A 12,747-nucleotide genomic window follows, 5' to 3' on the forward strand; every position below is an offset into this window, starting at 1 on the left:
CCGGCCTGTGGTGGGGCGATTTGCTGGTGTGGGCTGCCTGGACTCAGCGGCCACCCAGGATGGCGATATAGTCGGAAACCCAGCGATAGTAAGGCACACAAGTCCCCTGGCTCTTGCACTGGGAGACAGGGGTACGCCAGAAGTGCACCTTGTCGAAGTTCTCTATGCCATTGGTCTTGCAGCCCTCTTTGCCCAGCAGGGCATTGCCCTCGCAGGCGGCGGGTACCACGGGCACAGAGCCGAACCAGGAGGCGAGATCCCCCTGCAGCTTGTTGTTCAGGGAGTGCTCCAGCCACTGGTAGGCACAGGTCAGGTGCTTGGCCTCGCTGTGCACCATGCTGGTGTCGGCCCAGCCGGTTACCCCTTCCTTGGGCACTGTGGTGGCGATGGGCTGCTTGTCGGCGATCAGGGCATTGGCCTGGAAGGGCCAGGAGCCGGAGGCCACCACCCCCTCGTTCTTGAAGTCATCTATCTGGACGAAGGCGTCGTGCCAGTAGCGCCCCACCAGCTGGCGCTGCTTGCGCAGCAGATCGAGGGAGGCCTTGTACTGCTCCTCGTTCAGCTCGTAAGGATCCTTGATGCCGAGTGCCGGCTGGTGGGTCATCAGATAGAGGGCGGCATCGGCGATGTGGATGGGGCCGTCGAACGCCTGGACCCGCCCCTTGTTGGACTTGCCGTCCGGCAGGGTCTGCTCCTCGAACACCACGGACCAGGAGTCGGGCGCCTTGGGGAATACCTTGGTGTTGTACATCAGGATGTTGCCGCCCCACTGGTAGGGGACGCCGTAGTGCTTGCCCTCCACTGTGTGCCAGGGGGCATTCTGCAGGCGGGGATCTATCTTGCCGTAACTCGGGATGAGGGCCAGGTTGAGCGGCTGCACCTTGCCCCCCGCGATGAGGCGCAAGCTGGCGTCGCCGGAGGCGGTCACCAGATCGAAGCCCCCCTCGTTCATCAGGGCCACCATCTCGTCCGAGGTCGCGGCCGTCTTGACGCTGACCTTGCAGCCGGTCTCCTTCTCGAAGCCGGTCACCCAGTCGTAGTTCTTGTCGGTCTCGCCACGCTCTACGTAGCCTGCCCAGGCCACGATATTGAGCTGGCCTTCACCCTTGCCGAGCTCGGTCGGGGCGGCCTGGGTCTGGCCTGCCAGCAGGGCGGGGATCAGGGCCAGGGTCAGGGGGGTCAGTTTCATCTTGCTCTCCTTGCATGATCTGGAGCCATGCGATACTGCAATGGCAATTAACATCCTGTTAACCAGTCATGAGCGTAGGAGAAGGCAGTGGTAATGAGAATTTCAATTTTTAACGCCAGAGGTATCTGCCAAATCGATATCGAGTGCAGATGAATCTTGTTTTTGATGACGGCACGGCGATCACCCTGAGGGTGCCGGCTAGCGGGAGACCGGCTGGCGGGCCCGCAGCCGGCTCTGATCCCGCGCTATGTCGATGAACTCGCGGGCGGTCCAGTCGAGCCGCGAGCCGCGGCGCCACACCAGACCGATGTCGATGGCGGGGATGGGCTCCTTGATGGGGCGGGCCTCCACCCGCTCCTGCTCCAGAGACCAGGGGCGATAGGCAAAGTCCGGCAGCAGGGCGACCCCGAGCTGGCTCGCCACCAGGCTGCGCACCGCTTCCACCGAGGCGGTGCGTAGCACAGTGCGAGGGGATATGCCGTAGCGGCGCAGGCCGGCCCCTATGATCTGATCCAGCTGATCGGCGGTGAGCGAGATCATGGGCTCGTCCCCCAACGCCTTGAGGGAGAGGGTCGATTCCGCGCAGAGGGGGTGGTTGGCGGCGAGCCAGAGCCGCAGGGGGGAACGGGTCAGCAGCTCGGTATCGAACGCCTCCTGGCGTATGGTGCGGTTGGTCATCAGTATCCCCACGTCCACCTCGCCGTTGACGATCTGATGCTCCAGAAACGGCTGCTCATCCTCCTTCACCTCGATGCGCACCGCCGGAAAGGCACGGCGAAAGCGGCCGATCGCCTCCGACAGGTAGTAGCCGGCCACCAGCGTGGTCACCCCTATGGTGAGCTGCCCCTGATCCTGCTGGGCAACCGCCTTGAGGGACTGGCCGGCTTCGGTCATGGCGCCGAGAATGCGCCTGGCATGGAGCAGGAACTGGTGGCCCTGGGCCGTCAGGGTGACGCCGCGCGGGTTGCGCTCGAACAGGGCGGCGCCGAGCTCGGTCTCCAGCTCGCGGATGGCGCTGGTGACCGCCGACTGGGAGATGTGCAGTTCGGCGGCGGCGCGGCTCACGGAGAAGCTGTCGGCCACCGCCACGAAGTAACGGATCTGGCGAAAGGTAAAATTCATCTGGGCATCCTGCCACGGGCGACGAGGTTGGCTGCCAGCTTAACCCCGAACTTCCTCCAAGCAAAAGGCGCCGTGATGGCGCCTTTATCATTATTTTTCCTGTTGTTAGCGGGAGCTGGCTGCCTCGATCACCGGCACCCGGTTCACCGCCTTGCCCAGGTAGGCGAGGGTGATGGTCACTATGATGCAGGTGAAGCTGAGCCACATGTAGGGCAGGTAGTCGAGGGTGGCCACCCCCAGCACCCCGGCCATGAAGATGCCGTTGTCGCTCCAGGGCACCATGCCGCAGGTGAGGGTGCCGCCGAACTCGGCATTGCGGGAGAGGTTCTTGCGCGCCAGTCCCAGCCGGTCGTAGTTCTTGGCCATGATCTTGGGGGTCAGGATCAGCGACACATACATGGCGGAGCCGAACACGTTGGCCAGGAAGGCGGTGCCTATGGTGTGGCTGGTCAGGCTGCCGACGCTGTTGATGCGCTTCTCGAAGGCACTGGCGATCACCGCCAGTATGCCGACCTTTTCCAGCAGGCCGCCAAAGCCCAAACCGAAGATGATGACGGCCACCGAGCCCAGCATGGACTCCATGCCGCCGCGACCCAGGATGTTGTCGATGAAGTCGACCCCTGAGGTGATGGCGAACGGGCTGTAGGCGGAGTGCATCGCCTTGACCGGGTCCATGTCCTGGAACAGGATGGCCCACACCAGACCCAGCAGGGCGCCGAAGCTGATCACCGGGAAGGCGGGTTTGCGGTTCGCCAGCAGGCCCAGCACCAGGATCACCGGCACTATGGCCAGCGGCGTGATGTTGAACTGCTTGTCGAGGGCCTCCATCACCAGATTGACCTGCTCCAGGCTGACGTTGCCGGAGTACTGCATGCCGACCACGGTGAACAGGGCCGCCGTGATGACGTAGGAGAAGAGGCTGATGGGCAGCATCCCCTTGATGTGCTCCACCACGTCGACGTTGGACATGGTCGACGCCAGCACCACTGAGTCGGAGAGGGGGGAGAGCTTGTCACCGAAGTAGACGCCGGAGAGCACGGCACCGGCCACCAGGGGCGCAGGCACGCCGAGGCTGTGGCCGATCCCCATCATGGCGATACCGGCGGTGGCGGCAGAGCCCCAGGAGGTGCCAGTGGCCAGGGAGGTGAGGGAGCAGATGATCAGGGTCGCCAGCAGGAAGATGGAGGGGTGTATCACCTTGAGGCCGAAGTAGATGATGCTGGGGACTATGCCGCCGGCGATCCAGGTGCCGACCAGGGCGCCGACGGAGACCAGTATCAATATGGCTCCCATCCCCTTGGCGACGCCGTCGACGGCGGCCTGCTCCAGGGATTTGTAATCATGACCTAGCCGGATACCGAGCCCCATGATGACGAACCAGGCGATGAACAGCGCCAGCTGGATCGGCAGATCGAGCACGCTGGTGAACGAAAAGGCCAGGGCCAGAAAAATGGCCAGGCAGGCAAACACCTGCGCCATGCCAGGTAATCGGATGTGGTTTTGTTGGTTTTGCATAGATACTTCCTAAACTCTTGCTCGCCAAGGTCGGTCCCTCTCGTCCTGTGGATACACGTATCCCGAGGGGCCGCCCAAAAAGAGGCCGCAATCTACCACAAACCCGGGGCGCAAAATCCCAACTTATTTAGCAAAAATGCATTAATGTTTGATAAATCTACTCATTAGTTGATCTCATCGGCGCTTTTTTTGATTATCAGGCGGATGCAGGGCAAATAGCCAAAACTCATAGAGAAGTCCGATTGCACTCCTCATAATCACAAACGATAATTGTTATCGTTTGATTCTGTGGGTAGCATCATCATGATCTGGATAGTGCGGTGTCTCTTGCTGGCAGCCTTGCTGGCGGTGTTGGGCTGGGGTCAGGACAAGGCGTACGGCCTGTGGAGTCTGGGCTTCTTGCTGGCAGCCTGGGTCATGCTGGAACCCAGGCTGAGGCCGGCGCTGATCCTGCTGCCGGTCGCGGGCATGACGGGGGTCGTCACCCTGCTCTGGCAGCAAAGCTGGCTATAGGAAAGCGCTCAGCGGGAAGGAACGGCCTGGATCTTGTCATAGGCCAGGCGCAGTGAGGTCATGACCTTCTGCTCCATCTCGGTGCGTTCGGCATCCGTGGTGAAGTAGATCATGTCGACGTTGTGGCGTATGTAGTGAGAGGGGAGCTGATTGAGGGTAAGGCAGCAGAGATCGGCCAGTTGGTAGGGGGTCAGCGTCTGGTTAAGTCCCTGTTTTTCTATCTCTTTGAGCACCAGATGTTCATAGAAGTTGTGAATGTCGGTATCCAGGATCATGGGAAAACCCCTGTGGTGGCATGGCATCCTCAACAGCATAGCCATGGCAGGGGCAAAAACAAAAGGCCCGTCACTTTCGTGATGGGCCTTTTGCAGAATGAATGGTGCGAAGAGAGGGACTCGAACCCTCACATCCGTGGGACACTAACACCTGAAGCTAGCGCGTCTACCAATTCCGCCACCTTCGCACACTGATTTTCTCCAGCTGGTTTTAAATGCTGTTGGAGCGCATTGCTCTGTGTTTACATGTCAGAATCATGGTGCGAAGAGAGGGACTCGAACCCTCACACCCGGGGGGCACTAACACCTGAAGCTAGCGCGTCTACCAATTCCGCCACCTTCGCACATTGTCATCAATCTTGTTTTACATGCCATCGATGGAGCATGTTGCAGTATGGTGCGAAGAGAGGGACTCGAACCCTCACATCCGTGGGACACTAACACCTGAAGCTAGCGCGTCTACCAATTCCGCCACCTTCGCATCACTGCGGTGGGGGATTCTATAGAGTTTTGGGGGGCCGTCAACAGCCAAAGGGGACTTTTTTCGCTGTTGACGGATAAAGCCGTATCAAGGGCACAAAACTTCAGCAATCTGGGTCACACCGGGGCCAGTGCGTCCTGATACATCTGCTCGTACAGGGGAACGGAGTCGGCCCAGTCGAAGCGGGTGTGCATGGCATTTTGCTGCACGCGGGCAAACCGCTCCGGTTCCTGCAGGTAGTGGAGCAGGCTGCGGCGCATGGCATCGAGCAAGGTGCTGGCGGTGGGATCGTTGAAGCAGAACCCGGTCGCGTGCTCCGGATCGGCGTCCCAGTCCACCACTGTATCCTTGAGTCCGCCGACGGCTCTCACCAGCGGCAGAGTGCCATAGGCCAGGCTGTACATCTGGTTGAGGCCGCAGGGCTCGAACAGGGAGGGCATCAGGAAGAAATCGGCGCCCGCTTCCACCAGGTGGGCCAGACGGTCGTCATAGGCGTTGATGAAGGCGAACCTGTCGGGATGTTGCTGGGCTATGGTCTGCAACTGGGCGGCGAGGGAGGGATCGCCGGAACCGACGATCACCACCTGCACCTGATGCTGCAAAAACTTGTCCAGCGCCGGGATCAGCAGGTGCACCCCTTTCTGCTCGGTCAGTCGGCACACCATGCCATAGATGGGCAGGTTGCCGACGGGCAGCCCCGTCTCCTGTTGCAGGGCCCGTTTGCAGGCGTGCTTGCCGGCCAGGTGGTCGGCGTCATAGGTGGCGGGCAGCAGGGGATCGAAGGCGGGATCCCAATCCTGATAGTCACAGCCGTTGAGGATGCCGCGCAAGTCGCTCGCCCGTTGCTGGAACACGCTGGCCATGCCGTGAGCACCCAGGTGGGTCAGCAGCTCGCTGGCGTAGTTGGGGCTGACCGCATTGATCTTGTCCGCATAGAGCACACCGCATTTGAGCAGGTTGATGTGACCGTAGTCGTAGTTGATGCGTTGCTCGTAGTCCTGGATCTCCGGCACGGCCCAGAACTGCTGGCGATCGAACACCCCCTGGAAGGCCGCATTGTGGATGCTGATGACCGACCGGGTGCGCTGGAAGAAGGGATTGTGAGCGTGGCGCGTCTTGAGCAGCAGCGGCAGCAGGCCGGTGTGCCAGTCGTTGCAGTGAACTATGTCAGGGGCGAAGTTCAGCTGCTCGCAGGCGTGCAGGGCCGCCGCCGCCAGGAAGGCGAAACGCTCGCCGTTGTCGGGGTAGGCCTGATTGTTCTCGGCATAGAGCTGGGGCCGCTCGAAATAGGGTGGGCAATCGAGCAGATAGACGCAGATCCCGTCCAGTTCCAGCTGATAGATGCGATAGCTGATGTCGTCCCGCCCCTGAGGGGTGGGCAACCAGCGCGAGGCGAGAAGAACGGCCTCGTCCCGGCGCTTGAGCGTCTTGTAGAAGGGCAGGATGATGCGAACGTCGTGACCCCCCCGGGCGAGATGCTGCGGCAGGGCCTTGGCCACATCCGCCAGGCCCCCGGTCTTCACCAACCCCTCAACCTCAGAGGCTACAAACAGGACTTTCAGTGGGTTAATAGCCAACTCTTGCTCCCTTAGGTACCACGACGATTCCGCCTTCGGATACGGTAAATCGCTCTCTGTCATGGTCCAGATTCTCACCGATCACGGTGCCGGGTGCAATTTCAACGTTTTTGTCGATGATGGCGCGTCGAATTGAGCAGCCTTCACCTATCTTCACATCCCCGAGCAGCACGGATTCGCTGATGTGGCTGCAGGGGCCTATGTTGCAGCGAAAACCCAGGATGGATCGCTGGATCTGGCTGCCCTGAATGAAGCAACCGCCGGAGATCAAGGAGTTGGCAATCTTGACCTTGCACTCATCGGTGTCGATGAAGGTGGCGGGGGGCAGGGGCGGGTAGTGGGTGTGCAGCGGCCATTTGCGATTGTAGAGGGAGAAGGGGGTGTCGTCGGCCACCAGATCCATGTGCGCCTGCCAATACGAATCCAGGGTCCCCACATCGCGCCAGTAGACGTTGGGCTTCTCACCGGGGATGACGTTGGTGCTGTAGTCGTAGACATAGACGGGGGCGCGGGGGAACAGGCTGGGGATGATGTCCTTGCCGAAATCGTGGCTGGAGTTTTCCTCGGCGGCATCGCGCTTGAGCTCGCGGTAGAGCGCCTCGGTCTCGAAGATGTAGTTGCCCATGGAGACCAGGGCCTGGGTGGGATCCCCGGGGATGGGCTTCGGATGCCTGGGTTTCTCTTCAAAACCTATCATGCGGCCCTCCTGATCCACCTCGATCACCCCGAAGGCGCTCGCCTCCTCTATGGGCATGCGCAGGGCCGCCACGGTGAGGGCGGCGGCCTTCTGCTTGTGGAATGTCACCATCTGGCTCACATCCATCTTGTAGATATGGTCGGAGCCGAAGATGCAGACGTGCTCGGGGTCGGAGATCTCGATGAAGCGCAGGTTCTGATAGATGGCGTCGGCGGTGCCGTCATACCAGCGTTTGCCCATCCGCATCTGGGCCGGAATGGGATCGATGAAGCGATCCGTGATGCCGACTATGTTCCAGCCCTTCTTCATATGCAGGTAGAGGGACTGGGACTTGAACTGGGTGAGCACATAGATGCGCAGGAAGTCGGCGTTGACGAAGTTGTTGAGCACGAAGTCGATCAAACGGTAGCTGCCGCCAAAGGGGACAGAGGGCTTGCTGCGGGTGGTGGTCAGTGGCTGGAGTCGGGTTCCTTCGCCGCCAGCCAATATCATGGTGAGTATGCCTGCCATCGTATTTCTCTCCCTGAATTCATACTTTGAAAAGGTTTTCATGTTGCCGCGAAAAAACACCCCTAAAGGGGTGGTAAACGTTTTCTCGGTACCTTAGCAGATCCCGTCTGGCACTCTCTACTTGTTTTATTACAACCGTTGCACTTATTTAGGCTTTGCCCAGATACACCTTGAATTTGCCATCGCTGGCTATCACTTCGGTCCGTTTGAAGTGCGTATCCAGTATAGGTTGGTAACGCAGGAAGGCATTGGCGACTATGGTCAGGGCGCCATCGGCGGTCAAAAACTCGGGGGCCCTTGCCAGGAAGGTTTCGGTGGCGGCATAGAAGGTCTTGAGCCCGGCATGGAAGGGGGGATTCGAGACGATATGTTGGAATCTTTCGGCAATATCGGAATAGACATCAGAGGCATAGACTCGCCCCTGCAAGCCGTTGACCGCCAGGGTGCGGCGGCTGGACTCGAGCGCCAGGGCGCTGATGTCTACCATGTTCACCGTCAATGCCGGGTTGCGTTTGGCCAAGATGGAGCCGATGACGCCGGCGCCACAGCCAAAGTCGAGCAGCTTGCCCTGCATGGGAGGGAGGCTCGCCAGCAGCATCTGGCTGCCGAGATCCAGGCCGTCGGCGCTGAAGACCCCCGGCAGTGCCATGACGGTCAGCTCGGTATCCCCGGCCTTGCACTCATAGCGGCTGAACCAGGCATCCAGCTCGAAGGGGGCGACCGGCTTGCCGAGCTCGCCGTGATAGAGGGAGCAGCGGCGCGCGGAGTCGCGTTTTATCGGCTTCTCGCCATAGGGGGCCAGCAGCTTGTCTGCCCCGTTGATGCCACCCCGGTTCTCGCCGGCGAGGAACAGGTCTGCACCGCTTTCGAGCAGCGGCGCCATCATGGCCAGCAGATATTGCGCCTCGGCCTTGGCCTTGGGCATCAGCAGCAGCAGGGCATCGAAACGAGGAGCACCGCCGAGCTGGTGATCGAACAGGATGCGCTCACCCAGGGCCGCCTGCTGGCTGAGGAAATAGCAGTAGTCTGTGGTGAAGACCGTCAGGGAGTCGGCCAGCTCGGCCAGCTGACGAGGGTAATCATCTTCCAGGGCGCCACACACCAACAGCCGTTTGCCGACAAAGAGGGCTTGATTACGTTCCAGCATCTGGCTGACGGCACTGACAGGACGGCTCATTGGGACTCTCCACGCTTTTTTGGGCGGCCATTATACATGGCCGCTTTCGCCTTGACATTTATGCTGTGTTCCCGAAATATGCCCAGACACCTTATTTATCCAGAGATGATGCAATGCGGTCATGCGTATCGAAACGAAAGCATAAACACAGCCTGACATTCGGGCCTGCTGGCGTGCGCGCGTAACCTCTCATCCCTGAGACGATTCAAGCCCCGGTAGCGACCCCCGTACCGGGGCTTTTTATTGACCAATCCATCTGTTTAGGAGAAGGAAATCCCATGTTTCAAGGTTCGATAGTTGCCCTGATCACCCCATTTCGACAGGGCCAGCTGGACGAGGCCGCACTGGCTCGCCTGGTGGAGTGGCACATAGAGCAGGGGACCCATGGCATAGTGCCGGTCGGTACCACGGGGGAGAGCCCGACCCTGACCCACGACGAGCATTGCCGGGTGGTGGAGCTGGTGGTCAAGCAGGTGGCGGGACGGATCCCTGTCATCGCCGGTGCGGGCTCCAACAACCCGGTCGAAGCCATTGAATACACCCGTTTCGCCGAGCAGATGGGGGCGGATGCCACCCTGCATGTGGCCGGTTACTACAACCGCCCGAATCAGGAAGGCTTGTTCCACCACTTCAAGGCGGTCCACGACGCCACCACCAAGCCGATCATCGTCTACAACATTCCGCCCCGCGCCATCGTCGATGTGCAGCCGGCGACCCTGGCCCGGCTGGCCGAGCTGCCGCGCATCGCCGGCGTGAAGGACGCCACCGGCGATCTGGCCCGCCCCTGGACCGAACGCCAGCTCATCAAGAAACCCTTTGCCTGGCTCTCCGGTGAAGACGCCACCGCCGTCGCCTACAACATCGGTGGTGGTCAGGGCTGCATCTCGGTGACGGCCAACGTGGCCCCCAAGCTGGTGGCCGAGGTCCAGAACCTGACCCTGGCCGGCGAGTGGCAAGCTGCCCGCGAGCTGCAGGACAAGCTGATCCCGCTGCATCAGGCCATGTTCGCCGAGCCAAGCCCGGCGGGCGCCAAGTACGCGGTCTCCCTGCTGGGCCTGTGCAGCGAGGAGTGCCGTCTGCCGGTGATGCCGCTGTCTGACGCCACCCGCGAGCGGATCCGCGCCGCCATGCAGGCGTTGAATCTGTTGTAAAAACTGGGCTCTGGATCTCGCTTTTGACTGCCAGGTCAATTAATGGCCAGGCTTTGCCGATATACTCGCTTGGATACAACCAAGGATGAATTGGCATGCAAGAATGGGATCCAGAGCACTTCACCAGTTTTGAACATCTCTGTGAAGTGACCTTGGCCGCGGTCAGAGAAAAGACCGAGGCCGAGCAGATCTATCTGTGGCTGCGGGCGCCGACGCCCCAGCTCTATCACTACAGGCCCGAGCAGGGCTTGCTCTGCCTGAGCGCCGATCTGCTCAGCTCCCTCGACCTGCCCCTCCTCTTCATAGAGCGCTCCCTCGATCTCGGCCAGTTGCTGGTAGAGCCCATTGCGCCGTCCAGCGCCATCTGGGAGAGCGTCGAGCCTGAGGCCCCGCGCCTGCGTGCCTGCTTCCCGCTCAAACGCCACAAGGGGCTGGAGGCCGTGGTCTATCTGGAAACCCGGCGCCGCCTCGATCGCCTGCCAAGGCGCCAGCAGCAGAGCATACAACTGCTGATGCACTACCTCGCCGCCGAGCTGGAGAGTCGGCGGCTCGCCGGTCAGGTCGATTTGGAGCGGGATCAGCGGATCCATACCCAGGCCGACCTCGTCCGCAGCCAGGCCCTGCAGGACTCCTTCCTCAGCATGCTGCAGGCGCTGCACCAGGTGGGGGTCAAGCTGTCGCGCTGTGACAGCGAGGATCGCCTGCTGCACGATGCCGTGGTGCTGGCACGCCAGGAGTTGCAGTTCGATCGCATCGCCATCTTCCTGACGGACAGTGAATTCAAGACCATGCACGGGACCTGGGGCACCAACGAGGCGGGTGAGCTCATCGACGAGCGCCATTTCATCAGCCCCATTCCGGAGCACCCCACGGTGCAGGAGGCGCTGCGCCGCAAGGACTATGTGCTGGTGCTGGAAGACACCCCGCTCTATTACGAGAAGCAGGAGGTGGGGCGCGGCTGGAATGCCATGGTGTCGCTCTGGGACGGCACTACCCCGATCGGCTGGATCGCCGCCGACAACCTGCTCTGGCGTCGCCCGCTCAAGGCGTATCAGAGCGAGATCTTCAAGCAGTATGCCGCCGTGCTCTCCCAGTTGCTGATCCGCCAGCGCACTCAGGCGGCGCTCGAGCGTTTCAACCGTGAGCTGGAGCTGCGGGTGCAGGAGCGGACCCGGCAGCTGGCCGACACCAACCGGGCGCTGGAGGAGGCCAACCGGCGTCTTTCCTTATTGTCGCTGGAGGATCCCCTGACCGGGATCGCCAACCGCCGTCAATGGGACATCACCATGGAGCGGGAGTGGGAGCGGGCGCGTCGCCATCAGGGGGTATTGGCGGTGCTGATGATAGACGTGGATGAGTTCAAGTCCTACAACGACCACTTCGGCCATGGCAAGGGGGATCAGTGCCTGCAACGGGTCGCGGCCCTGCTGCAGGAGACGGAGCGGCGGCGCACCAATCTGGTGGCCCGCTATGGCGGCGAGGAGTTCGTGATCCTGCTGTGCGCCCCGCAACCCGGGGAGGCGGAGCGACTGGCGGAGCAGATCCACCAGGGACTGGAAGCCCTGCAGATCCCCCATCCGGCCTCCCGGGTGGCGGCGACGCTCACCGTCAGCATCGGCTTCAGCTATCTGATCCCCTCCTCGGACAAGGGGTGGCAGACCCTGACCGAGCAGGCGGATCAGGCGCTCTATCACGCCAAGTCCCAGGGGCGGGCCTGTACCCTGGCCTATCGCTGACTCGGGCCCGCCCTCTCTCCTTTGTCGCGGCATCAGGGGGCGGCCCTCTTCCTCGGCATAAATGTGGTCGCAAGCGTTTCTCGCCCCTTGATGCGTGGCGATGATCCACGGGTCTGGCTAGAATGGGGGCCCATTTTCCACAGACAGATCCTGCACCATGACCCTCTCCGGATTTCAAGGCCTGGTCTTCGACCTCGACGGCACCCTGGTGGACTCCATGTCCCTGCACCTGGCCGCCTGGGAGCATACCGCCCGCGAGTTTGGCTTTCAGTTCGATGCCGACTGGTTTTATGAGCTGGGTGGCATGCCCAGTCGCAAGATAGCCTTGCTGGTGGCCGAGGTGCAGCAGATAGCGCTGGATCCGCTGGTGGTGACGCGTTGCAAGACGGAGCACTACGTGGCCAACCTGCACAAGGCGACCCCCTTCCCGGCCATGCTGGATCTGGTCAGGCGCTATCACGGCCTCATCCCCATGGGCATAGGCACAGGTTCACCCCGCATCAATGCCGAGGCCGTGCTGCGCAATACCGGGCTGGATCGCTACTTCCCCGTGGTGGTGACCGCCGACGATGTGGAGCTGCACAAACCCCACCCGGATACCTTCCTGCTGGTGGCACAGCGACTCGGAGTCGAGCCAAAGGGCTGTCTGGTGTTCGAGGACACGGGCATAGGGGCGCAGGCCGGTGAGGCCGCGGGCATGCGGGTATGCATGGTCAAGGAAGGGAAGCCGGTCGGATTGACCTACTGAGCAAACGGGCTGGTCATCGAGGCCGCCTGGGGGAGAAGACCCACTCTCATACGGGA

11 protein-coding genes and 3 tRNA genes are annotated in these 12,747 nt (G+C 61.5%); 4 read left to right on the forward strand and 10 right to left on the reverse strand.

The genetic code is table 11. The features are described 5' to 3' along the window. Window positions 1–43: 43 nt before the first annotated feature. From G4923_RS15315 to nhaC, 3 genes are all read right to left on the reverse strand, one after another. Complete coding sequence (locus tag G4923_RS15315; RefSeq protein ID WP_111911028.1) at window positions 44–1,189, reverse strand: ABC transporter substrate-binding protein; 1,146 nt, start codon at window positions 1,187–1,189, stop codon at window positions 44–46. 198 nt (window positions 1,190–1,387) lie between these two features. Next, window positions 1,388–2,311, reverse strand: coding sequence for a LysR family transcriptional regulator (locus G4923_RS15320; RefSeq protein WP_106885714.1), 924 nt, complete (start codon window positions 2,309–2,311; stop codon window positions 1,388–1,390). Between the two features lie 105 nt (window positions 2,312–2,416). Then, window positions 2,417–3,826, reverse strand: a complete 1,410-nt coding sequence (gene nhaC / locus G4923_RS15325; protein ID WP_163137587.1) for a Na+/H+ antiporter NhaC — start codon at window positions 3,824–3,826, stop codon at window positions 2,417–2,419. Between the two features lie 303 nt (window positions 3,827–4,129). Between nhaC and G4923_RS15330 the strand changes: the two genes are divergently transcribed. After that, window positions 4,130–4,339 carry a hypothetical protein gene (locus G4923_RS15330; protein WP_041206801.1) on the forward strand — a complete coding sequence of 70 codons (210 nt, stop codon included), beginning with the start codon at window positions 4,130–4,132 and terminating at the stop codon, window positions 4,337–4,339. A gap of 8 nt (window positions 4,340–4,347) precedes the next feature. Here G4923_RS15330 and G4923_RS15335 read toward each other — a convergent pair whose 3' ends face one another. From G4923_RS15335 to rsmC, 7 genes are all read right to left on the reverse strand, one after another. Continuing rightward, window positions 4,348–4,614 carry a late competence development ComFB family protein gene (locus G4923_RS15335; RefSeq protein ID WP_163137588.1) on the reverse strand — a complete coding sequence of 89 codons (267 nt, stop codon included), beginning with the start codon at window positions 4,612–4,614 and terminating at the stop codon, window positions 4,348–4,350. A gap of 102 nt (window positions 4,615–4,716) precedes the next feature. Then, a tRNA-Leu gene (locus G4923_RS15340) sits at window positions 4,717–4,802 on the reverse strand. A gap of 70 nt (window positions 4,803–4,872) precedes the next feature. Next, window positions 4,873–4,958 (reverse strand) — tRNA-Leu (locus tag G4923_RS15345). Window positions 4,959–5,009: 51 nt separating this feature from the next. Next, window positions 5,010–5,095, reverse strand: a tRNA-Leu gene (locus tag G4923_RS15350). A 116-nt stretch (window positions 5,096–5,211) separates the two neighbouring features. Beyond that, on the reverse strand, window positions 5,212–6,672 hold the full coding sequence (gene glgA / locus G4923_RS15355; protein WP_163137589.1) for a glycogen synthase GlgA: 1,461 nt from the start codon (window positions 6,670–6,672) through the stop codon (window positions 5,212–5,214). Continuing rightward, window positions 6,662–7,921 carry a glucose-1-phosphate adenylyltransferase gene (gene glgC / locus G4923_RS15360; protein ID WP_276208954.1) on the reverse strand — a complete coding sequence of 420 codons (1,260 nt, stop codon included), beginning with the start codon at window positions 7,919–7,921 and terminating at the stop codon, window positions 6,662–6,664. The genes glgA and glgC overlap by 11 nt, the downstream gene beginning before the upstream one ends. 106 nt (window positions 7,922–8,027) lie before the next feature. Continuing rightward, window positions 8,028–9,056 carry a 16S rRNA (guanine(1207)-N(2))-methyltransferase RsmC gene (rsmC, locus tag G4923_RS15365; protein WP_163137591.1) on the reverse strand — a complete coding sequence of 343 codons (1,029 nt, stop codon included), beginning with the start codon at window positions 9,054–9,056 and terminating at the stop codon, window positions 8,028–8,030. 278 nt (window positions 9,057–9,334) lie between these two features. Here rsmC and dapA point away from each other — a divergent pair, with 278 nt between their 5' ends. The 3 genes from dapA (at window position 9,335) to G4923_RS15380 (ending at window position 12,691) form a co-directional block, all read left to right on the forward strand. Continuing rightward, complete coding sequence (gene dapA / locus G4923_RS15370) at window positions 9,335–10,207, forward strand: 4-hydroxy-tetrahydrodipicolinate synthase (RefSeq protein WP_042648184.1); 873 nt, start codon at window positions 9,335–9,337, stop codon at window positions 10,205–10,207. A 95-nt stretch (window positions 10,208–10,302) separates the two neighbouring features. Then, window positions 10,303–11,943: a GGDEF domain-containing protein gene (locus tag G4923_RS15375; RefSeq protein ID WP_163137592.1), complete on the forward strand. Its 1,641-nt coding sequence runs from the start codon at window positions 10,303–10,305 to the stop codon at window positions 11,941–11,943. Between the two features lie 157 nt (window positions 11,944–12,100). After that, entirely contained in the window at window positions 12,101–12,691 is a 591-nt protein-coding gene (locus tag G4923_RS15380; protein ID WP_163137593.1) for an HAD family hydrolase, read from the forward strand. Window positions 12,692–12,747 lie beyond the last annotated feature (56 nt).

Source organism: Aeromonas rivipollensis (assembly GCF_010974825.1).
Lineage (GTDB): Bacteria > Pseudomonadota > Gammaproteobacteria > Enterobacterales > Aeromonadaceae > Aeromonas > Aeromonas rivipollensis.

What these genes read in the sequence shown, in the direction of transcription:
- G4923_RS15315 (WP_111911028.1), bottom strand. Translation starts at nt 1,189, where the DNA reads ATGAAACTGACCCCCCTGACCCTGGCCCTGATCCCCGCCCTGCTGGCA.
- G4923_RS15320 (WP_106885714.1), bottom strand. Translation starts at nt 2,311, where the DNA reads ATGAATTTTACCTTTCGCCAGATCCGTTACTTCGTGGCGGTGGCCGAC.
- nhaC (WP_163137587.1), bottom strand. Translation starts at nt 3,826, where the DNA reads ATGCAAAACCAACAAAACCACATCCGATTACCTGGCATGGCGCAGGTG.
- G4923_RS15330 (WP_041206801.1), top strand. Translation starts at nt 4,130, where the DNA reads ATGATCTGGATAGTGCGGTGTCTCTTGCTGGCAGCCTTGCTGGCGGTG.
- G4923_RS15335 (WP_163137588.1), bottom strand. Translation starts at nt 4,614, where the DNA reads ATGATCCTGGATACCGACATTCACAACTTCTATGAACATCTGGTGCTC.
- glgC (WP_276208954.1), bottom strand. Translation starts at nt 7,921, where the DNA reads ATGAAAACCTTTTCAAAGTATGAATTCAGGGAGAGAAATACGATGGCA.
- rsmC (WP_163137591.1), bottom strand. Translation starts at nt 9,056, where the DNA reads ATGAGCCGTCCTGTCAGTGCCGTCAGCCAGATGCTGGAACGTAATCAA.
- dapA (WP_042648184.1), top strand. Translation starts at nt 9,335, where the DNA reads ATGTTTCAAGGTTCGATAGTTGCCCTGATCACCCCATTTCGACAGGGC.
- G4923_RS15375 (WP_163137592.1), top strand. Translation starts at nt 10,303, where the DNA reads ATGCAAGAATGGGATCCAGAGCACTTCACCAGTTTTGAACATCTCTGT.
- G4923_RS15380 (WP_163137593.1), top strand. Translation starts at nt 12,101, where the DNA reads ATGACCCTCTCCGGATTTCAAGGCCTGGTCTTCGACCTCGACGGCACC.